At 67.9% G+C, this 20,102-nt stretch carries 19 protein-coding genes; 12 read left to right on the forward strand and 7 right to left on the reverse strand.

Annotated features, from left to right (window positions below):
- The 6 genes from ABW137_RS10910 to ABW137_RS10935 all read left to right on the forward strand — a co-directional run.
- A partial coding sequence (locus ABW137_RS10910) for an FAD-dependent oxidoreductase (RefSeq protein ID WP_526399781.1) occupies positions 1 to 175 on the forward strand: 175 nt, incomplete at its 5' end.
- 57 nt (positions 176 to 232) lie between these two features.
- Positions 233 to 430, forward strand: coding sequence for a sulfur carrier protein ThiS (gene thiS / locus ABW137_RS10915; RefSeq protein WP_526399733.1), 198 nt, complete (start codon positions 233 to 235; stop codon positions 428 to 430).
- A complete protein-coding gene (locus ABW137_RS10920; RefSeq protein WP_526399735.1) occupies positions 423 to 1,199 on the forward strand; it encodes a thiazole synthase in 777 nt (258 codons plus the stop codon). Before thiS ends, ABW137_RS10920 begins: the two co-directional genes overlap by 8 nt.
- A 42-nt stretch (positions 1,200 to 1,241) precedes the next feature.
- Positions 1,242 to 2,153 carry an ATP-binding cassette domain-containing protein gene (locus ABW137_RS10925; RefSeq protein ID WP_526399737.1) on the forward strand — a complete coding sequence of 304 codons (912 nt, stop codon included), beginning with the start codon at positions 1,242 to 1,244 and terminating at the stop codon, positions 2,151 to 2,153.
- Between the two features lie 77 nt (positions 2,154 to 2,230).
- The gene (locus ABW137_RS10930) at positions 2,231 to 2,971 is read left to right on the forward strand and encodes an ABC transporter permease (RefSeq protein WP_526399783.1); all 741 of its coding nucleotides are present in this window, start codon (positions 2,231 to 2,233) and stop codon (positions 2,969 to 2,971) included.
- Positions 2,972 to 3,018: 47 nt separating this feature from the next.
- The gene (locus ABW137_RS10935) at positions 3,019 to 3,528 is read left to right on the forward strand and encodes a MarR family winged helix-turn-helix transcriptional regulator (protein ID WP_526399739.1); all 510 of its coding nucleotides are present in this window, start codon (positions 3,019 to 3,021) and stop codon (positions 3,526 to 3,528) included.
- On the opposite strand, the gene ABW137_RS10940 is transcribed toward ABW137_RS10935, so the two are convergent.
- Positions 3,525 to 4,271: an SDR family NAD(P)-dependent oxidoreductase gene (locus ABW137_RS10940; RefSeq protein ID WP_526399741.1), complete on the reverse strand. Its 747-nt coding sequence runs from the start codon at positions 4,269 to 4,271 to the stop codon at positions 3,525 to 3,527. The genes ABW137_RS10935 and ABW137_RS10940 overlap by 4 nt on opposite strands.
- A 117-nt stretch (positions 4,272 to 4,388) precedes the next feature.
- Here ABW137_RS10940 and ABW137_RS10945 point away from each other — a divergent pair, with 117 nt between their 5' ends.
- Together ABW137_RS10945 and ABW137_RS10950 are read left to right on the forward strand one after the other, a co-directional pair.
- A complete protein-coding gene (locus ABW137_RS10945; protein ID WP_526399743.1) occupies positions 4,389 to 5,912 on the forward strand; it encodes a M28 family metallopeptidase in 1,524 nt (507 codons plus the stop codon).
- Positions 5,909 to 7,384 (forward strand): M28 family peptidase, encoded by a 1,476-nt coding sequence (locus ABW137_RS10950; RefSeq protein WP_526399745.1) that lies wholly within the window; start codon positions 5,909 to 5,911, stop codon positions 7,382 to 7,384. Before ABW137_RS10945 ends, ABW137_RS10950 begins: the two co-directional genes overlap by 4 nt.
- Before the next feature lie 3 nt (positions 7,385 to 7,387).
- Here ABW137_RS10950 and ABW137_RS10955 read toward each other — a convergent pair whose 3' ends face one another.
- From ABW137_RS10955 to ABW137_RS10970, 4 genes are read right to left on the reverse strand one after another with little or no spacing between them, the layout of a single operon-like run.
- Complete coding sequence (locus ABW137_RS10955) at positions 7,388 to 8,575, reverse strand: aromatic ring-hydroxylating oxygenase subunit alpha (RefSeq protein ID WP_526399747.1); 1,188 nt, start codon at positions 8,573 to 8,575, stop codon at positions 7,388 to 7,390.
- Between the two features lie 50 nt (positions 8,576 to 8,625).
- A complete protein-coding gene (locus ABW137_RS10960; RefSeq protein ID WP_526399749.1) occupies positions 8,626 to 9,543 on the reverse strand; it encodes an ABC transporter permease in 918 nt (305 codons plus the stop codon).
- Positions 9,540 to 10,445: an ABC transporter permease gene (locus ABW137_RS10965; protein WP_526399751.1), complete on the reverse strand. Its 906-nt coding sequence runs from the start codon at positions 10,443 to 10,445 to the stop codon at positions 9,540 to 9,542. Before ABW137_RS10965 ends, ABW137_RS10960 begins: the two co-directional genes overlap by 4 nt.
- Before the next feature lie 36 nt (positions 10,446 to 10,481).
- Positions 10,482 to 11,723, reverse strand: coding sequence for a polyamine ABC transporter substrate-binding protein (locus ABW137_RS10970; protein WP_526399753.1), 1,242 nt, complete (start codon positions 11,721 to 11,723; stop codon positions 10,482 to 10,484).
- A 107-nt stretch (positions 11,724 to 11,830) separates the two neighbouring features.
- Here ABW137_RS10970 and ABW137_RS10975 point away from each other — a divergent pair, with 107 nt between their 5' ends.
- Positions 11,831 to 13,192 (forward strand): aspartate aminotransferase family protein, encoded by a 1,362-nt coding sequence (locus ABW137_RS10975; RefSeq protein WP_526399785.1) that lies wholly within the window; start codon positions 11,831 to 11,833, stop codon positions 13,190 to 13,192.
- Positions 13,193 to 13,202: 10 nt separating this feature from the next.
- Complete coding sequence (locus tag ABW137_RS10980) at positions 13,203 to 14,426, forward strand: ABC transporter ATP-binding protein (RefSeq protein WP_526399755.1); 1,224 nt, start codon at positions 13,203 to 13,205, stop codon at positions 14,424 to 14,426.
- Here ABW137_RS10980 and ABW137_RS10985 read toward each other — a convergent pair.
- Complete coding sequence (locus ABW137_RS10985) at positions 14,407 to 15,087, reverse strand: TetR/AcrR family transcriptional regulator (protein ID WP_526399757.1); 681 nt, start codon at positions 15,085 to 15,087, stop codon at positions 14,407 to 14,409. The two genes, ABW137_RS10980 and ABW137_RS10985, sit on opposite strands and share 20 nt — an antisense overlap.
- A gap of 117 nt (positions 15,088 to 15,204) precedes the next feature.
- On the opposite strand from ABW137_RS10985, the gene ABW137_RS10990 reads away from it, so the two are divergent.
- Together ABW137_RS10990 and ABW137_RS10995 are read left to right on the forward strand one after the other, a co-directional pair.
- Positions 15,205 to 16,860 (forward strand): phytoene desaturase family protein, encoded by a 1,656-nt coding sequence (locus ABW137_RS10990; RefSeq protein ID WP_526399759.1) that lies wholly within the window; start codon positions 15,205 to 15,207, stop codon positions 16,858 to 16,860.
- Positions 16,861 to 16,919: 59 nt separating this feature from the next.
- Positions 16,920 to 18,947: an acetate--CoA ligase family protein gene (locus ABW137_RS10995; protein ID WP_526399787.1), complete on the forward strand. Its 2,028-nt coding sequence runs from the start codon at positions 16,920 to 16,922 to the stop codon at positions 18,945 to 18,947.
- Here ABW137_RS10995 and ABW137_RS11000 read toward each other — a convergent pair.
- Entirely contained in the window at positions 18,885 to 20,030 is a 1,146-nt protein-coding gene (locus ABW137_RS11000; RefSeq protein ID WP_526399761.1) for an ROK family protein, read from the reverse strand. The two genes, ABW137_RS10995 and ABW137_RS11000, sit on opposite strands and share 63 nt — an antisense overlap.
- Positions 20,031 to 20,102: the final 72 nt, after the last annotated feature.

Genomic DNA, 20,102 nt, shown 5'->3' on the forward strand with positions numbered 1-20,102 from the left:
ACTCGCCGAGTGCGCCGCGGGATTGCGGCCCGGCACACCGGACAACCTGCCCATCGTCGAACGACTCGACGAGCACACGCTGGTTGCCGCGGGGCACGGCCGATCGGGTTTCCTGCTTGCGCCGTGGACGGCGGAACGCATTGCGGCCGAGTTGAAGGTGGGTGTCGCCGTATGACGCGGACGCGAGGAGCGATATGACGCGCACGCGAGGTGCTAGGTACAGGAGCAGGTCATGAGAATCGAAGTCAACGACGAGTCGGTGGAGATCGACGAGAACGTCACCGTCGAGCAACTCCTGACCAAACTCGGGATCCCCGACAAGGGCATCGCGGTCGCAGTGGACTGGGCCGTCATCCCACGTTCGGAGTGGCATCACACCCTCCCCGCTGGCGCCAAGGTCGAGGTCGTGACGGCGGTGCAGGGTGGCTGAGACAGGGGACGGCGGCAAGCTCGTCATCGCGGGCCGCAGCTTCGGCTCGCGGCTGATCCTCGGCACCGGGGGTGCCGCCAATCTCGCCGTATTGGAAGCGGCGTTGGTCGCATCCGGTACCGAGCTCACCACCGTGGCGATGCGCCGGGTGGACGCCGACGGCGGCACCGGGGTGCTCGAACTGCTCACCAGGCTCGGCATCACGCCGTTGCCGAATACCGCGGGCTGCCGTGGCGCAGCCGAGGCAGTGCTGACCGCGCGGCTGGCCAGGGAGGCGCTGGGCACCGACTGGGTCAAGCTCGAAGTCATCGCCGACGAGCGCACGCTACTGCCGGACGGTGTCGAGTTGGTCAGGGCGGCAGAGCAACTGGTCGACGACGGGTTCGTGGTGATGGCCTACACCAACGACGATCCGGTGCTTGCCCGGCGGCTGGAGGACATCGGGTGCGCCGCAGTCATGCCGCTGGGCTCGCCGATCGGCACCGGGCTCGGCATCGCGAATCCGCACAACATCGAGATGATCACCGAACGGGCGGGCGTACCGATCGTCCTGGATGCGGGGATCGGCACCGCGAGCGACGCCGCCCAGGCGATGGAGCTTGGCTGCGACGCCGTCCTGCTGGCTACGGCCGTGACGAGGGCCGCCGATCCGCCGACGATGGCGGCGGCGATGGCGGCTGCGGTCACCGCCGGTCGGCTGGCGCGGCAGGCGGGGCGAATTCCCAAGCGGTTCTGGGCGCAGGCGTCGAGTCCCGCCGTCCAGTCGTAACGGGCGGAGCGTCGGCCCGGTCGACCTGAGATCATGGGTCAGGTGATCGAGTTGCGAGGGCTGACCAAGGTGTTCGGCCGCACCCGCGCCGTCGACGATCTGACCTGTTCGATCGAGGCGGGGGTGGTCACCGGTTTTCTCGGCCCGAACGGCGCGGGCAAGACCACCACGATGCGGATGATTCTCGGCCTGGACCGCCCGACGTCCGGTTCGGCCACCATCGGCGGACGGACCTATCGCCAGCTCGCGGATCCGCTGCGCACGGTCGGCGCGCTGCTCGACGCCAGGCAGGCGCATCCCAACCGCACGGCCCGCAATCATCTGCGGTGGCTCGCCGCGACCGGCCGGATCCCGGTGACGCGGGTCGACGAGGTGCTCGACATGGTCGGGCTGGCGTCGGTCGCCGACAAGAACGCGGGCACCCTGTCGTTGGGCATGAGTCAGCGACTCGGCATCGCGGCCGCCCTGCTGGGTGATCCGCCGGTGCTGCTGTTCGACGAACCCGTCAACGGTCTCGATCCCGAGGGCATCCGGTGGGTGCGGACCCTGATGCGGACGCTCGCCGGGCAGGGCCGCACGGTGTTCGTCTCCAGCCACCTGCTGGCCGAAATGGCCAATACCGCCGACCGGTTGGTGGTGATCGGTCGCGGCCGGTTGATTGCGTCGACGACTGTGCGGGACTTCCTCAGTCGGTCCGGCGCCGCGGCCGTGCGGGTGCGCAGTCCCCAGTTGGAGAGCATGACGAACCTGCTGAGCGATGCGGGTATCGAGTTCGAGTCGGAGCCCGACGGCTCTGCGCTTTCGGTGAGCGGTGCGGCGATCGAGGTGGTGGGTGAACTGGCCGCCCGCAATGCGATCACGCTGCACGAACTCAGCACGCGGCAGGCCTCGCTGGAGGATGCCTATCTGCGCCTGACCGACGGCGACGTGGAGTACCGGGCGGCTGGCCGATGACCGCGTCGAATCGGGTGGGCGCCGTCCCAGGCCCGACGGGTGCGGCAGGCGGTCCGGTCGGCGCCGCGGTCGCCGCGATGAACGCCGAGCGGATCAAGCTGTCGACGATCCGGTCGCCGCTGTGGTCGTGCGTCCTGGCCGCGGTGTGCAGCCTGGGCGTTGCGGCGCTCCAGGGTGCGACGGCCTACGGGGCGGCGGGTTTGCCGCCGCAGAGCGCGGTCGTCGGGGTCGTCGCATTCGGTGTGCCGGTGATGATGATCCTGTCCGCCATGACGGTGACGGGCGAATACCGCAGCGGGATGATCCGGACGACGTTCGCCGCGACGCCGAACCGCGCCGTGGTGCTGGCGACGAAGGCCGTTGTGGCCGCGGTCTTCTCGGGTGTGCTCGGGGTGGTGTTGGCGATCGCCGCGGTGGTGGTCACGCGGTTGGCGTCGGATCAGGTGCTCGGTGTGCGGCTGTCGCTCGCGGCCTGGGAGGTGTGGGGGGTGGCGGCGTCGGTGGCGGTGTACGCCGCGCTGGCCGCGGTTCTGGGCGTCGGGGTCGGCGCCCTGCTCAAGCACACGCCGGGCGCCGTCGCGGTGCTGCTGCTCTGGCCGCTGGTGCTCGAGCCGATTCTCGCCAACCTGCCCCACCTCGGTGCGCAGGTGGGGCCGTTCCTGCCGTTCGGCAATGCCTTCGTCTTCACCGGCGTGCAGTGGCTCTACCCGGCCAACGTCATGCCGTGGGGTCCGATCGGTTCGCTGGTGTACTTCGCCGTCTTCGTCGCGGTGGTGTTCGCCTGCGCCGGGGCAGTGCTGAATCGGCGGGATGCCTGACCGGCGCGCCATAGCGTGAATGATCATCCATTGACGATGATGGGGTGATGGCTGCGGACAAGGTGTGGTTGACGCCGTCGCAGACGCGGACCTGGCTGGCTTACATGAGCGTGTACCACCGCCTGGAATTCGAGATGAACCGCCAGCTGCAGGCCGAATGCGGCCTGTCGCTGGCCGACTACACGGTGCTCAACGCGCTGTCCGGGGCGCCGGGCCGCCGGCTGCGGCTCTCCCAGTTGGCCATGACGATCGGGTGGGAACGCAGCAGGCTGTCCCACCACCTGCAGCGGATGGCGGGTCGGGGTCTGGTCGAGCGGCTGCAGTCCGAGACCGATCGCCGCGCCACCGACGCGAAGTTGACCGACGTCGGTTGGAAGACGCTGCGGTCCGCTGCGCCCAAGCACGTGGCGTGGGTCCGTCAGCTGTTCTTCTCCGAGCTGGCCGACGACGAGGTGGCGCAGCTGGGCGACCTGCTCGACCACGTCGGCAGGACCATCGTGAGGGAGGGCACGCTGCCGACGTTGGAGGGGCAGCGCTCAGGTCTTGACAGCGCTTAGGTCTGCACTTCGCCGCCGTCGACGAACATCTCCGAGCCGGTCATGAAGCTGCTGGCCGAAGAGGCCAGGAACACCACGGCCGCCGCGATCTCCTCGGGCCTGCCGATCCGGCCCAGCGTCACGTCGGCGGTGAGGCTTTCGAGCAGCTCCTTCTCGCCGCCTGCGGGCGCCAGCCCGACCAGACCCGGCGTCTCGACCGGACCAGGTACCAGGGTGTTGACCCTGATCCCGCGGGGTGCGAGTTCGGCTGCCCACGTCCGACCGAACGAGCGGACCGCGGCCTTCGATGCGGCGTAGACGCCGAACGACGGAATACCCCTTGACGCCGAGGTCGAGCCAGACAGGATGACCGAGGCGCCGGTATTGAGCAGCGGCAGGACCGTCTGCAGCGTGAACAGTACGCCGGCGACGTTGCGGTTGAAGGTGTCGAGGAAGTGCTCCGGCGTGACCTCCTCCAGCGTGGCGAACTCGCCGCCACCTGCGGTGAGGAATACCGCATCGAGGCCGCCTCCGCGCTCGGTGACCGCCTCGACGATCGGGGCGAGCTGGCCAGGATCGCTGGCGTCGCTGCGAATTCCGGTCGCCGACGAGCCGATGGCCGCGACCGCCTCGTCGATCGTCGCCTGTTTGCGACCGGTCAGGTAGACGTGTGCACCAGCCTCGGCCAATGCGCGGGCGGACGCCAGGCCGATGCCTGCAGTGCCGCCGGTCACGAGTGCCGCCTTGCCGTCGAGTGATCCCACTTCAGCTCCTTTTACGTGATCTATCACCTTATTTCAGCGTGCCCGAAGATGCGTGATGTGTCAATCAAGTGGGGACGTCGCCACGCGCATGCCGTCGGCGTGACTAACGTGTTGCCCATGGGGCGTACCTTTCTGCGATCGCGGGCAACACTGGCAGCGCTGGGGGCGGTCGTGTTCGCGGTCGGGGGCGCCGGATGCAGCCGCGAATCCGCCCCGTCCCAACCCCAGGACACCACCGGCGCGGCGTCCACTCCTGCGGTCGAGTTCGCCACCACGCTGCAGAACGGCGTCGCCGCCGACGCGATGATGGCGCACCTGGCGAAGCTGCAGGAGATCGCCGACCAGAACGGTGGCAACCGCGCGCTGGGCTCACCCGGATACGACGCGAGTGTCGAGTACGTCGCGGGAGTGTTGCGCGACAAGGGCTTCGACGTCGAAACCCCGGAATTCGAGGTCCGGCTGCCGTGGGCCGACGAACCCGTGGTCACGGTCGGCGGCCGACGGGTCAAGGCGGCGCCGCTGAACTTCACCGTCGGCACGCCCGCGGGCGGCGTCAGCGGACCCCTGGTGCCCGCGCGGTCCGGTGACGACAGCCCCGGCTGCGCGGCATCGGACTACGACGGCATGAACGTCGACGGCGCCATCGTGCTCGTCGATCGCGGCGTGTGCCCCTTCTCGGCCAAGCAGACCGCGGCCGCCGAACGCGGCGCCGTCGGACTGATCGTCATCAACAACGTCGACGGCGACGAGATCGGCGGAGGAACCCTCGGCGAGGACACCGACGTCGAGATCCCGGTGGTCACGATCGCCAAGTCCGAGGGCGCGCGGTTACGGACCGCCGCCGCCGATGCGTCCATCTCGCTGAATGCGGGCGTCCGCGTCGAGAAGACCCGCAACGTCATCGCGCAGACCAAGACCGGTTCGGCGGAGAACGTCGTGATGGCAGGCGCGCACCTCGACAGCGTCCCCGAGGGTCCCGGCATCAACGACAACGGCTCGGGCGTCGCGGCCGTCCTGGAAACCGCCGTGCAGCTGGGCAGTTCGCCGCAGGTGCGCAACGCCGTGCGGTTCGGCTTCTGGGGCGCCGAGGAGGAGGGCCTCGTCGGCTCGTCCGAGTACGTGTCGACGCTGGATTCCGACCAGCTCAAGGACATTGCGCTCTATCTGAACTTCGACATGCTCGGCTCGCCGAACCCCGGCTACTTCACCTACGACGGCGACCAGTCCGCACCCCCGACCGGTGGGGTGCCGCGCGTGCCAGAGGGGTCGGCGGGCATCGAACGCACCCTCGCGGCGTACCTGAGGAGCGCTGGCAAGGAACCTCGCGACACCGGTTTCGACGGACGCTCCGACTACGACGCCTTCACCCAGGCGGGCATCCCTTCCGGCGGCCTGTTCTCGGGCGCCGAGGAGAAGATGACCGGCGACGAGGCGAAGCTCTGGGGCGGCGACGCCGACCAGCCCTTCGACCCCAACTATCACAAGGGCACTGACACGTACGACCACATCGATCGCCAGGCGCTGGAGATCGGTGGCAGGGGCGTCGCGTTCTCGGTCGGGCTGTACGCGCAGGACGAGAGTGGCCGCAACGGCGTGCCCGTCAGAGACGACCGGACGCGCCACGTGGTTACCGAGTCGTGAGCGCCAACGGCGGCGTGAGCGGTGACGGCGGCGTGAGAGCCGCCCTGGCCCTGATCTGTCTGCTGGCCCTCGTCGGGTGCTCGTCGGCGGAGTCACCGCAAACGCCGCCGCCCGCCGATCCCGCCCGTGCGCTCGCGGACAAGGTCACCGTCGACGGCATCTACGCACACCTTGAGAAGCTCGAGGACATCTCGACGGCGAACGGCAATAGCCGGTCCGAGGGCACCCCCGGCTTCGACGCCAGCGTCGACTACGTCGCAGGAGTGTTGCGGGACAACGGTTTCGACGTCACCACCCCGGAGTTCGAGCGGATCGCACTTGCCCAGCCCGGTAGGCCGACGCTGGTCGCCGCGGGTCGTAGCTTCCCCGTCGACCAGGCGTCCTTGCTGCTGAACACCGCACCAGGCGGGCTCAACGCCCTCACGCTGCGGCCGCAGCGAGCGCCAGGGTGCAGCGCGGCCGACTACGGCTCGGTCAACGTGCGGGGCGCCATCGCAGTGGTCGACGACACGGGCTGCTCGGTGGTCGACAAGGCCGAGGTCGCCGTCGGCCGGGGAGCGGTCGGGGTGCTGGTCGTCAGCGACCCCGGCGCGAACGGCAGTCCCGCGGGGCTGTTCACCCCCGGGTACTACGAGCACCTCAGCACCCCCGTGGCCGTCATCGATGAGACCGCCGACGCGCAACTCCGCCGCACGAACTCGCCAGTGCGGCTGACGCTGGATGCGAAGAGCACCAAGGTGAAGTCACGTAGCGTGGTGGCGCAGACCAAGACCGGTGACTCCCACAACGTCGTGCTGGTTGGTGCGCACCTCGACTCGGTGCCGCGCAGCCCCGGCCTCAACGACAATGGGTCCGGTGTCGCCGCCGTGCTGGAAACCGCTGTGCAGCTGGGGAGTTCACCGTCGACCGCCAACGCCGTCCGCTTCGCGTTCTGGGGTTCGCAGGCGGCGGGCCTGGCGGGCTCGACCAAGTACGTGGCGGGTCTCGACCGTGCCGGTCTCGACGACATCGCGCTCTACCTGGACTTCGACACCATCGGGTCGACGAACGCCGGGTACTTCACCTACGACGGCGACCAGTCCGGCCAGCCGAACCCACAGGTCCCCGCGTCCACCGTGCCGAAGGGGTCGGCAGGCATCGAACGAACCCTGGCCGGCTACCTGAACCTGGCCGGAATCAGGCCCGCGGAGATGCCGCTCGGGCAGGCCACCGACTACAGTGCGTTCCTGTCGGCGGGGGTGCCGTTCGGTGGCTTCACCACCGGGAGCACCCAGCGCAAGAGTGAAGCGCAGGCACGACTTTGGGGCGGCCGGGCAGGCTTGGCCATGGACCCGAATCATCACACGCCGCGCGACACCATCGTCAACGTCGACCGGGACGTCCTGTCGATCACCGGACCCGGGGTGGCGTTCGCGGTTGGCACGTACGCCAACTCGACCGTGGGGCCCAACGGCGTTCCGGCGCGGGGCTGAGGTTCAGCCCTGGTACGCCCTGGCGACCCGCGTGACGAACTGGTAGACGCCGTCCTCGTCGGGCGCCAGCGGGCCGGGTCGCGCGTGCGGTGAGCTCAAGCCCCTCTGGACCGACTCGCAGGCCGCCCAGTCCTGCCTGTTGGTCAGGTCCCAGAAGTCCACGGCGTAGGAGGCGTCGAAATCCGGTTGGGCTGCAACGTCCTTCGGGAACGCCCACGCACATTCGACGTGCGTCCGATCCGCCGCCAGCGGGGTCATCACGTGCGTCATGACGTAATCGGGGTGCAGGCTGACGAGCAGGTTGGGATAGCCGACGAGGTACATCACGCTGCGGAGCTCGTGCTCGGAGAGGCCCTGGATCGCCACGCCGCCGCTCTTGCCCGTGAACGACATCGTCTCGGCGCCTTCGATCATCGACATCCAGCCACCCATCCACGATCCCTCGAAGTCCAGGTTCTCGCCGCTGGTCGGCGGGCTGATCTTGGTCAGCTCGGGGTGGATGGTCGAACAGTGGTAGCACTCCTGATAGTTCTCGGCGATCACCTTCCAGTTGGTGGCCAGCTCGTAGGAATGCCGGTCGACGATCACCAACTCCTCGGGACGGTAGGAGCCGACCACGTCTTCGAGACCCGCCACGTGCTCGGTGAATTCGACGTCCTGACCGCTGGGATCGGCGAACAACCAGCCGTGCCAGTTGACCAGTCGGAGTTCGGTCAGCCCGAACTCGGCCGGGTCGAAGCCATCGACGTCGCCGAAGCCCGGGGCGTTGCGAAGGCCGCCGTCCAACCGGTAGGACCACGAGTGGTACGGGCAGACGATGCCACGTCGCTTGGCCGTCGTACCGCACGCCAGTAGTTCGTGGCCGCGATGTCGGCAGGTGTTGGCGAACGCGCGGATGGTGCTCCCGCTTGAATTGGGCTCGTCCCCGTGCACCAACAACATTCCGTTGGCACCGGAGCCAATGGCGCGCTGCATCCCGACTCCGGCCATGTCGCTGGCATGGCCGACGCACGTCCAGCCCGAGAAGATGTTGCGCTGTTCCCACTCGAACACGGCGGGGTCCACGTACGCCTCCCTTGGCAGCATGCGGGAGCGCCCGAACGGTGCCAGTGCGGCAGCCAGGTCGTCGGAGGGGACCGGTGCCGGCTCCGTACGCGAGGAGGAAGGGCTTCCCGATGGCTGTTTGAACATACAGTCAGGATAGTCGGCGGGGCCCGGGCGGTCTACCCAGTCGCCGCGTGCTAGGCCTCGCCAGCGAAGGCGGCGAGGCCGCGATCGGCAGTGGTTCCGTCGCCGCGCGTCATGCGCCGGTACACCAGGAATCCGATCGTCACCGCGAGCAGGGCGGCCACCAGCAGCAGCGTGGCGAGCGCGTTGAGGGCGGGCGTCGGGGCGGCGCGCGCGGTGTTGTAGATCTTCACCGACACCGGTTCGGTCGACGCACCCGCCGACAGGTACCGGACCAAGACGAAGTCGTCGATGACGTCGGCGAACACCAGCACGGTGCTCGCGAAGATCGCGGGCATCAGCATCGGCAGGGTGACCCGTCGCAGCGCTCCCAGCGGGGAGGCACCGAGATCCGTTGCGGCTTCTTCGTATTGCTTGCCGATGGTGGCCAGACGCGCTCGTACCAGCACGGCCGGATAGGCCACCTGGTAGGTCACCAGGCCGACGACCTGTGCGGAGGTCCCCAGCCCGATGGGCAGGGCGAGATTCGTGACGACGAACAACAGCGCGACGGCCAGCAGCACCTCGGGGATGACGAACGAGATCAGCATCAGTACGTTCGCACCCGACGGCAGCCTGCCCCGCCACCGGTCAACGCCGATGGCGAAGAGCACGCCGAGCGGCACGGTGATGAGCGTGGCGATGACGCCGAGCTTCAACGTCTGGAAGAGCGCGGTGTGCAGGGCGGCGTCATGCCAGACCGACCGGCTGGGGTCGCCCCAGTACCAGCGAAACGAGAAGCCCTGCCAATTGGTTCGCGAGCGACCGTCGTTGAACGAGAACGCGACTGCGATCAGCACGGGTAGCAGGGACCATGCCAGGTAGAAGGCGGTGATGGCGGCCAGCACCCGCGGGCGCCGCCACGGATCGCGGTACCAGCCGACCGGCCCACGGAAGCCCCTCGCCTGCCGCACCTCCGTCTGCGTCGTCACGTCCTCACCTCGTCACCGCGCAGCGTCACCCGGACGTAGTAGAACATCGGCAGCACCGTGGCCAGCAGGACCAGCATCACGAAGGCGCCCGCCTGACCCGTCTGGCCGGGCGCCTGCACGCTGTCGTTGATCAGATTGCCCACCATCGCCGTCTTGGGGGACGCGGAGAGCAGGTCGTTGGTGAAGTAGTCCCCGAGCATGGGTAGGCACGTGAGCAGGACCGCGGCGAGGATCGTCGGGCGGCACAGGGGCAGCGTCACCCTGAGGAACGAGGAGACGCGGTTGGCGCCGAGGTCCCTGGACGCCTCCAGCATCGGCTGGGACAACCGATCAAGGCCCGCGTACAACGGCAGGATCATGTACGGCACGTAGCCGTAGGCCAATCCGAGGACCACGACGAGCGGCTGGCCGGTCAGCCAGTCCACCTGAACGTCGAGGAATCCGCCGAAGTTCAGGATCCGGTTGACCAACCCGTCATTCTGAAGGAGGTTGACCCAGGCCAACATTCGCATCATGTAGCTGATCCAGAATGGCGCGATCAACAGGGCGATCAACAGTCCCTTGCGCTTGTCGGCCAAGCGCGACACGTAGTAGGCGACCGGAAACGCGATCGACAGACACAGGATGCTCGCCGCTCCGACGTAGACCACGGTGCGGAGCACGGCGGGAAAGTAGACGTCCCCTGGGGCGATCCGCGACAGCACGTAGCTGAACTGAGCGGGATTCCACTCCAATGGGTTCCACACCGGAACGGCGGTGCGGAACAACGGATCGACCCGACCGAACACGATCGCGAGCACCACGTACAACGGGGCCAGGAAGAAGAGCAGAAGCCACCCGACGCCCGGCGCGGCGAGGGCGGCCCACAGCCGAGTGTTGGGTTCGCGCGACCGCTGCAGCACCGGTCTCCCCTCGCGTCCGCGGTGTCTCGCCTTGCGTCAGGATCCGCCCGCGTTGAAGGCGTTCCAGACGTTGTGCCACGCGGCGTCGTTGTCCGCGTCGAGCTCGAGTATCCGATATCCGGCGTCGAAGTACTCCGGCTTGACGATCGCGGACCGTAGGTTCTCGGGGATGAACTCCTCTTCGACCAGTGAATCGGCCGTGATGGTGTTCTGTGGCGGCTGATAGCCGATCGCCGAGAAGTTCTCCTTGGCCACGTCGGGATCCAGCATGTGGTTGAGGAACAGGTGGGCCAATACCGGGTTCTTGCCACCCTTGAGGGTGACCAGCATGTCGTTGTCGACCAACCCCTTGCCGTCGGTGGGGAACCAGTACCGCAGGATCTCGGTGCCGACGCCCTCCGGCAGGTAGGACTGCGCGTTGATGATGTCGCCGGACCACATCTGCGAGAGCCCGATCTGGCCTGCGGGCAGGTCGCTGTACATCGTGATGGTCACCTTGGGTGAGGTCGCCTGCACCAGCGCGGTGAGCTGCTCACCCACCATCTTCAGGTCGTCGGCGGAGCTGGTGTTGACGTCGGTGATGCCCTGCTTGAGCAGCACCAGGGCCATTGCGCTGTGAAAGTCGTCGAGGATCGCGGTCTTGTCCTTGTACGCCGGATCCCACAGCGACTCGTACGGATTCTTCAACGCGCCGATGTCGGCAGGCACTTGATCTGTGCGCCAACCCATTCCGGTGGTGTAGATGGTGTAGGGGACGGTGAACTGCCAGCCCTGGTCGTACCAGGGGTTGGTGAACGTCGGCCACACGTTGGAGATGTTGGGGATGTAGCTGTGGTTGAGCGGTCGCAGTAGTCCACCGGTGACCAGCCTGCTCATCTCGGTGTAGTTCGCGTTGTAGATGTCGAAGTCGACGCCGCTGCGCAGCTTGGTGATCGCCTCGTCGCCGTCGTTGAACGTCGACACCTCGACGGTGCACCCGTGCTCGTCCTCGAATGCCTTGATGGCCTGCGGGCTCAAGTAGTCCGCGTAGTTGTAGATCTTGAGCGTTGCGCCCTTCTCCGGAGCCATCCCGTCGGCGATCGCCGGGTTGTCCGCGGGGATGTCCCACTTGACGGGGCTGTCCGGCTTGGCGATCGTCAGGGTCGGTCCCGACGAGGTCGGCCCTTCCTTCGAGCATGCGGCGAGGAAGGCGCCCATGGTGGGGACCGTGGCGGCGAGAATCGCAGCCCGCTGCAGGAATTGGCGACGGCTTTGACCGGCTCCGTAAGGCACTGTCATGTGGGCCTCCCCGCAGGTTCGCGTCTTGTCGGTGATAGGACTCTCGCATAGACTGAATGCTCAGTCAACCGCTGGGAAGTGGAGGTACGGCCGTGTCCTCGACGGTGATGAAGAGCCCAGTGAAGGATTCATTGGATGAGCTGATCACCGGCGAGGAGCAGGTGTTTCTCCGCCGACAGCCGCGAAGCACCGAACTCATCGCCAAGGCTCGCGAACACCTCGCGGGCGGCGCGACCTCCAACTGGCAGATCGCCGAACCGCAGGCCGTGTGGATGAGTCACGGCGCGGGATCCAAGGTGTACGACGTCGACGGCACCGAGTACGTCGACATGCACGGCGGGTACGGCGCTTCCATTGCGGGACACGCACATCCAGCCATCGTGGCGGCCGTCAGCGAGCGCGTTCGCCGCGGCACGCACTTCGCCCAGCCCACCGAGGACGCGATCTGGATCGCCGGCGAGTTGTCGCGCCGATTCGGCCTGCCACTGTGGCGGTTCGCCAACTCCGGCACCGAGGCCACCATGGATGCGGTGCATCTGGCCAGGGCGCTCACGGGCAACGACCTCATCATCAAGGTCGAGGGCTGCTATCACGGTCACCATGACTCGGTTCAGGTCTCCGTGCTGCCCGACGCCGACCAGGTGGGCCCCCGCGACCATCCGATCGGGGTGCCAGGCAACTCGGGCATCCCGGCCGCGATCCGTGACCTGGTGATCGTGGTCCCCTTCAACGACGCCGACGCCGTGGCGCGCGCGCTGGCCGAGCATCCTGGCCGGGTGGCCGCGATGATCCTCGAGCCCGTCATGATGAACGCGGGCATCATCCCGCCCGACGACGGCTACCTCGCCGCCATCGGTGACCTGCTGCACGAGGCGGGTGCCCTGTTGATCTTCGACGAGGTCAAGACCGGCTTCACCACCGGGCCGGGCGGTGTCACCGCGCTGTCGGGTGTGGTTCCCGACATGCTTTGTCTGGCAAAGGCGTTGGGCGGTGGCATCGCGGTTGCGGCGATCGGCGGGACCACCGAGGTGATGACCGCCATCGCCGACGGCCGCTATGAACAGGTCGGCACGTTCAACGGCAACCCGCTGGCGATGGCGGCCACCCGGGCCACGCTGTCCGAGGTGCTGACCGACGACGCCTACCGCCACCTCACCGCGCTGGGCACGCGGATGCGCTCGTCGCTCACCGACGTCATCTCGTCGCACGGCTACGAGTGGCACGTCGTGTCGGTGGGGGCCAAGGGCTGCGTGACGTTCCGTCGCGACCCGGTCAGGGAGTTCCGCGACTTCCTCGGCATCGACGCCAGGCTCGGGCACCTGCACTGGCTGGTTCAGCACAATGGTGGCGTGTTCCTGCCGCCATGGGGGAAGGTGGAGCAATGGCTGATGTCCGTGCAGCACGACCACGACGATGTCGACCGCTTCGTCGCGAACTTCGCACGGTTCGCAGGGATGGTCGCGAACTGAGTGGGTCCGCGTGACTCCCGGCGGGCGGGAGCGAAGCGACCCGGGGAGTAATTCCGGCGGCGCCATCCGGCTGGTCGAGCTGGTCAAGTCCTTCGATGGCATTCCTGCGGTCACGGGCATCGACCTCGACATCCCGGCCGGTCAGTTCTATTCCCTTCTCGGTGCCTCCGGCTGCGGCAAGACGACCACACTGCGCATGATCGCCGGCTTCGAGAAGCCCGACTCCGGACGCATCGAACTCGACGGGCGCGACGTCGCGAGCGACCCACCGCACCGTCGCCCGGTGAACACGGTGTTCCAGACCTACGCCCTGTTCCCCTTCATGAGCGTCTCCGACAACGTCGCCTTCGGATTGAAGTACCGCAAGGTGTCCAAGGCCGAGACCAAACAGCGTGTCGGGGAAGCCCTCGAGTTGGTGCAGATGGCGAACTATGCCAAGCGGCGCCCCGGTCAACTGTCCGGCGGCCAGCAGCAGCGCGTCGCGCTGGCCAGGGCGCTGGTGCTGAGGCCAAGGGTGCTCCTGCTCGACGAGCCCCTCGGCGCGCTGGATGCCAAGCTGCGCAAACGGTTACAGCTCGAACTGCGTGCAGTGCAGCGCGAGGTGGGGATCACGTTCGTCTACGTGACGCACGATCAGGAGGAAGCGCTCACGATGAGCGACCGGATCGCAGTGCTGGCCGATGGCCGGGTCGAGCAGGTCGGCGCGCCGCAAGAGATCTACTCGGCACCCGCGACCACGTTTGTGGCCAGCTTCCTTGGCGCCGCCAACATCTTCGACGCCGAGGTGCTCGAGTTGGTGGGCACGTCGGCGGTGTGCTCGGCGCTGGACACCCGGTTGGGGGCGGCCGTCGACGGCTCGACGTCCACCGGACCCGCCGCCGTCGTGATTCGGCCCGAGCGCATCACCCTTCAAGGCCAGGACGATCCAATTCCTCAGGGGTGCAACGCCATTCGCGGCACGGTTGCCGAAGTGGTGTACTTGGGGTCCTGCACGCAGGTGCACGTCGACGTCGGCGCTCCGTCGGCGTTGATCGTCGAGGTTCCGAACACGTCGGGGCCGGGATCGGTTACCCACCGTCCCGGAGCCGTGGTGACCTGCACCTGCACCCACGACGCGGTGCGGGTGCTGCACCGCAGCGCGGCCCAGCCCATCGTCGACCCGATCCTGGACGACCTGGATGGCGGCGCCGAGCCCGTGGGCAAACCCGACGCGCTCAGCCCGTCTTCGCTCTAGCCGACCTTCGCGCGGGCGCTCTCTTCGCCGGACGTTTCTTGACCGCGGGCAGGTTCAGCTCCCGCTCGCAGAAGCGCATCGCGATGTCGTAGGCGACGTCGGAGTCGACCTCCGGATCGTCGAGGGCCACCTGGATCGACAGCCCGTCGAGCAACGCCCCGAATTCGAGGGCGAACATCCTGGCGTCGACGTTGGCGCCGAGTTCTTCGGTGGCCTCTCCCGACTTGATGGCGTCGACGATCATGCGGCGCCAACGGGCGTCCAGTTCCACCCGTCCCGCCTTGACCTCTTCGTGCCGGAAGGCTTGCGCCCACAGGTCGAGCCACAACCCCCACGCTCCGGGAATCTCGTTGTCCGCCTGTGGAATGACCGTCCACTTGATCAGCAGCGACAAACGCTCCCGCAACGAGGTGACCTCGGCAAGCATCTTCTCGGCGGCAGTGTAGAACGACTCTTCGGAGTGTCGTAGCGCGTCCACCAGCAGCCGGTCACGGGTGCCGAAGTAGTAGATGACGAGGGCGGAGCTCACGCCCGCCCGCTTGGCAACGTCGGCGATGCGGGTGTCGCCGAAACCGCGCTCGCAGATCAGCCCCGCTGCGGCGTCGAGCATTTCGATGCGACGGGCTTCGTTGTTCTCCGTCGCGGGAGCTGGTTCGGCCATTTCGCTGTGGTTCCCCCCTTCAAGTGGCAGCGCTGCTACTTGTCTGCAAGCCTAACACTCGATTAGATTGAACAGTCAGTCAGGACACGTGGCGAGCGACACGGAAGAGGGTCTGCCATGGCTAACGGAAACGCCGCATACGACGCCATCGTGATCGGCGGCGGCCACAACGGTCTGATCTCGGCCGCGTACCTGGCCCGCTCCGGGGCCAAGACCCTGGTGCTGGAGTCGCGAGGTAGCCTCGGCGGCGCGGCCACCACCGAGGCACCCTGGGACGACGCCCCACACCTGCGGGTCACCCGGCTGTCCTACGTGATGAGCCTGATGCCGCCCACCATCGTGCGCGACCTCGAACTGGAGCGGCACGGCTACAAGGTGCACCCAATGGGCCCGTCCTACCAAGCCTTTCCCGAGGGCGGCTCGCTGATCATCTACGAGGACGACCCCGCCAGGACCCACGAGCAGCTCGCCAAGTTCTCGAAGAAGGACGCGGACGCGTTGCCGAAGTACTACGACTGGATCGGCGGCATCGCCGAGGTAATGGGCCCGCTGCTCACCCAGGTGCCCCCGAACGTCGGATCCAAGCGGCCCTCGGATCTGTTCGACCTGGCCAAGCTGGCCTGGCCGCTGCGAAGCAGCATCACCCCCCGCATGACCGCCGACATCACCCGACTGCTCACCATGAGCATCAGCGATCTGCTCGACGACTGGTTCGAGTCACCGCAAGTCAAGGGCCTGATGGCCGTCAACGGCATCATCGGCACGTGGGCCGGACCGTGCGAGCCGGGAACCGCGTATGTGATGGCCCACCACTCCATCGGCGACGTGGGCGACGGCCAACTCGGCAGCTGGGGATTTCCCGAGGGGGGCATGGGCGGAGTGTCGGAGGCCATCGCGCGTTCGGCGAAGAGCTTTGGCGCCGAGATCCGCACGAACGCAAGGGTTTCCCGGGTACTGACGCGCGGCGGGCAGGTCCGCGGAGTGGTACTCGACAACGGCGACGAGATCACCGCTCCGATGGTGGTCACGACACTGCACCCGAAGATCGCCTTCCTCGACCACCTTTCACCGAAGGAGCTGCCCGACGACTTCGTTGGCGACATCGAGCGCTGGAAGACCCGCAGCGGCGTCGTGAAGGTCAACGTCGCGCTGTCGGAGCTGCCGAGCTTCACGGCCGACCCAAGTTCTGGGATGGCCGAGCACCTCACCGGCTCGATCGAGATGGCGCCGTCGATGGACTACCTCGAGGCGGCCTTCCAGGAGGCGCGCGTCGGCAAGCCCGCGACGCTGCCCTTCAGCGACGGCGTCATTCCGACCACCTTGGACAAGACGCTCAATCCCGATGGCACGCACATCATGTCGCTGTTCACCCAGTGGGTGCCTGCTGACTGGTCGAATGCCCCCCACACCGAGGAGCTCGACGCATACGCGGACCGGGTCATCGACACCTATGACCAGGTGGCCCCCGGCTTCAAGGCGTCGATCACGCACCGCGACGTCGTCGGCCCGCACGAGATGGAGCAGGAGTACGGGCTGGTCGGCGGCAACATCTTCCACGGCGAGCTGTCCTTGGAACAGCTCTTTCACATGCGCCCCGCGCCCGGCTTCGCCGACTATCGCACCCCGATCGCCGGACTCTACAACGGTAGTTCGGCCACCCACGCGGGTGGCGGCGTCTGCGGAATCCCCGGCTGGCAGGCCGCAAAGGCCGCGCTCGCCGACAAGAAGCGCGCCAACGGGCGGTTCCGCGCCGTGTTGAGCCGCCGGACCTAGGCGCACCCGTGGGGGAGGCGCATTGGGCCTCGGACTCGAGGCGCAGAGCAGTGGCCGCCATGCTCGGTGCGCGGTCGGTGGCCATCGTCGGGGCCAGTGCGAGGCCCGACAGCTTCGGTGCCCGGATGATCCTCGAGGCTCGACGCAGCTCGGCCCAAATGCACTTGGTCAACCCGCGTTACGACCGGATCGGCGACGTACCGTGCGTAGCGTCGCTTGCCGACCTCGATGGGCCGGTCGACCTCGTTCTGCTCGGCGTGCCCGACGGGGTGGTGACCGATCAACTGAAGGCCGCCGCCGCGGCCGGGGCGAAGTCGGCGGTGCTCTTCGGATCGGCCCATGGTCTGCGCGAGGAGATCGCCGCCGTCGCCGGTGCCGCCGGGATGGCAGTGTGCGGGGCGGGATGCATGGGCTTCGTCAACAACGCGGTGGGGCTGCGCGCGCTCGGCTATTTGGAGCCACACCCCGCGCCGCCGGGCGTGGTCAGCCTCGTCACGCACTCGGGTTCGGCGTTCTCGACGCTGCTGCGCGCGCGCCGCAGGTTCGGCTTTCGACTCGCGGTGTCATCGGGTCAGGAAATCGTCACGGACACCGCAGATTACGTCGAATACGCCCTCAGCGACCCCGAGACGGAACTGCTTGCGCTGCTGCTGGAGACACCGCGCGCGATACCCCGGCTCCGCGAGGTGCTGTACCGGGCCCACGACCAGGACATCCCCGTGGCGATCCTGCCGGTCGGCGGTTCCCCGACCGGACAGGCGATGGTAGCGGCGCACTCGGGGGCGATGGCCGGGGGCGACGCGGCATGGGCGGCCTTCTGCGCCGACGTCGGCGCACTGCGGGTGCGCGACATGGCCGAACTGACCGATACGCTCGAATTGTTCAGCGCGGCAAGGAGGCACCGATCCGACCGGCCGGGCAGTGGTGTTGCGACCGTGCACGACTCGGGTGCGGAACGGGCAATGGTTGCCGACCTGGCCGACGAGCTCGGCGTCGACTTCGCCGAGCTGTCGCCGGTGTCCCTAGCCTCGATCGAGGATCTGCTCGACGACGGCCTGGTGGCCACCAACCCGCTCGACGTGTGGGGGACGGGGGCAGACACCCGGTCGCTGTTTAGGGCGTGCCTGCGGGTGATGACCGATGATCCTGCGGTGGCGGTGACGGCGCTGGCGGTCGACCTGGTCACCGAATTCGACGGCGACACCAGTTATCCCGACGCGGTGCTCGACGTCGCCGCAGAGACGACGGCACCGCTTACGGTACTCACGTCGGTGCCCGCGGCCGTCGACGTTGACGTCGCGAAGCGTCTGCGCGACGGCGGAATTCCCGTACTCGAAGGCTTCCGCAGCGGCCTGGTGGCGCTGGGGCACCTGGCGCGGTGGCCGTTGCCGGTCGAGGGTGACGCACCCCCGGTCGACCAGGAGCGGCAGCGTCGATGGCTGGCGCGGCTTGCCGACGGGAATCCCACGTTGGCCTTCGAGCTGCTCGCCGACTATGGGGTGCCCGTCGCCCGCCCGATGGTGGCACACCGCCTCGACGAAGCGCTCACCGCGGCCGCGTCGGTCGGTTACCCCGTTGTCCTCAAAACCGAAGGCACCGAGCACAAGAGCGACGTCGGTGGCGTCGTGCTCGGCCTTGCCGACGCCACCGTGCTCACGGACGCGTACGAGGCAATGGCGGCCCGCCTCGGTCCGGCGGTCACCGTCCAGCCGATGGTCGGCGACGGTGTCGAGGTGTCGGTCGGGGTCGTCCGGGATGTGACGTTCGGCCCGCTGGTGGTGGTGGCAGCAGGCGGAGTGTTGGTGGAACTGCTGGCCGATCGCGCGCTGGGCTGCCCACCGTTGGCGCGGGCGGGCGCGTTGCGGTTGGTCGACGGTCTGCGCATCCGACCCCTGCTCGACGGGTGGCGTGGCTCCGCGGCGGTCGACGTCTCGGCGTTGATCGACGTCATCCTTGGCTTCTCGGCGTTGGCAGTGGAACTCGGCGACGCACTCGAGGCCGTCGAGGCCAACCCGGTGATCGTGTCAGCGCGCGGCGCCGTTGCGGTCGATGCCCTCCTGGTAGTGCGCGGCGGGATCGGTGAGTAGCGGCGCGAAGGCCAGCTCGGCGGCGCCGATCATCAACGTCTCCGAACCCAGGCTGGCGGGCACGATCCGGACGAGGTCGCGGGGGGCGCGCATGCTGTGGCGGGTCACCGCCTCGTCGAGTACGGCGGCGGCCATCGAAGGGAAGACCCGGAGGAATCCGCCGAGCACGACCAAGCCGGGGTTGAGCATGTTGATCGCATTGCCGAGCGCGATACCGAGGTATCGCGCCTGGCGTTCGACGGATTTCGCCGTCGCGCCCTCGTAGGTCTGACTGTGACTCACCTCGGTCTCGAGGCAGCCGATGCCGCCGCAGTGGCAGTCGCCCACGCCGCCCACGTAGGTATGGCCGAGTTCACCGGCATAGCCCGTCGCGCCGTCGAGCAACTTGCCCGCCACCACCACCCCAGCACCAATACCACCCGCGCCACCGTTGACGTAGATCATGTGTTCGGCGTTCACGTGCTGCCCGAAGAGGTGCTCGGCGACTGCGCCGAGGTTGGCGTCATTCGCCGCAAACGTCGGTAATTCGGTTGCGGTGCTCAGCATTTGACCGATCTGAGCGTCGTGCCAATCCAGGTTCGCCGCCAGCCGCACCACCGAGCCGGCCGCCTGCACCAGGCCGGGAACGGCGACCCCGATGGCCACGACGCTCCGGTCGGGTGGGAGTTGCCGCTGCATCTGTGCGATGGTCTCGGCGGCCAGCTCCACGGTCTGTTCGGCCGTCGGGATGCCTGCGGTGTTGCGCCTCGTCACTTCGAGGACGGAGCCGCCCAATCCGACCAAACCGATGGTGACGGAGTCGACCTCGGGGTTGACGGCGATGGCGAGCCTGCGATGCTGCGGGCGTACGACGGGACTTGGACGACCCACCTGCGCCGCGGTCGCGGGTTGAGCCTCCTCGACCAGGCCGTGGTCGACGAGTTCCTCGACGAGATCCTTGACCGTCGACCGCGAGAGGCCGGTTCTGCGGGTCAGCTCCGAGCGACTCAACCGGCGGTGTCGGTGAACCAGGGTCAGGACACCGGACAGATTGCGGCGCCGGACGTCATCGGTGCTGGTGCCGATCCTGGCGGCGCGATTCACGTGACTCCCTTCGGCTCCGCGGTCCCATCGAACCGTTCGATCGAACCATTGACAGTGGTCCGGAACACACTA

This window comes from Mycobacterium sp., assembly GCF_040509115.1.
Taxonomy (GTDB): domain Bacteria; phylum Actinomycetota; class Actinomycetes; order Mycobacteriales; family Mycobacteriaceae; genus Mycobacterium.